The following is a 566-nucleotide window of genomic DNA, read 5'->3' on the forward strand; positions in this document are numbered from 1 at the left end:
AAGATAACTTTTAAATTTTTCACTATCAGTTAGTTTTAAAATTTCTTTTTCGGCATTTTCGACAAGCTGCCTTTTCCATTTTTCAGTTTCAACTTTACTTGGCATGATTAACCCTCCTCGGCGTCTACAAACTCTACAGAATTATCAATTTGGGGTAACTTGATAGATTGTGTGCCGTAAAGTGCTAAATATTCGGCATTCTTTTTTTGCCACGCAACTTGAATATATTTGCCATTACCCGCAACTTCTGATAGGTACTTATAACTGCTTTTATCCGTCAAAATAGGTAATTCGCTTGCTAATGCTTCCAGTTCATTTTTCATGATATATCCTCCTTCTTTTACAATTACACTCGTTGGTTAGGTTCACTTTTTGGTTTTTGAAAAGTAAACCTAAATGACGAGTTCACCAACCGAAACAACGTGCAGGGCGGTAGGCAGGTTCTAATCAAAATCAAAACTTAATTTATGGCCGTCAAGCTTTAACTTGGCGTCAAACAACTTTCCTTTTTTGCTCTTGAAACCCTTTAATTTGCTCGTTTCCCCCTTGGTGACCAACGCTTTAAT

At 36.6% G+C, this 566-nt stretch carries 2 protein-coding genes; both read right to left on the reverse strand.

The genetic code is table 11. The features are described from left to right. Positions 1 to 107: 107 nt before the first annotated feature. Positions 108 to 323 carry a hypothetical protein gene (locus FAY32_RS14475; RefSeq protein ID WP_003713050.1) on the reverse strand — a complete coding sequence of 72 codons (216 nt, stop codon included), beginning with the start codon at positions 321 to 323 and terminating at the stop codon, positions 108 to 110. Between the two features lie 120 nt (positions 324 to 443). Next, the coding region (locus FAY32_RS14480; protein ID WP_191988200.1) for a topoisomerase C-terminal repeat-containing protein at positions 444 to 566 on the reverse strand (123 nt) is incomplete at its 5' end.

This window comes from Levilactobacillus enshiensis (genome assembly GCF_007115095.1).
Classification (GTDB): Bacteria; Bacillota; Bacilli; order Lactobacillales; family Lactobacillaceae; genus Levilactobacillus; species Levilactobacillus enshiensis.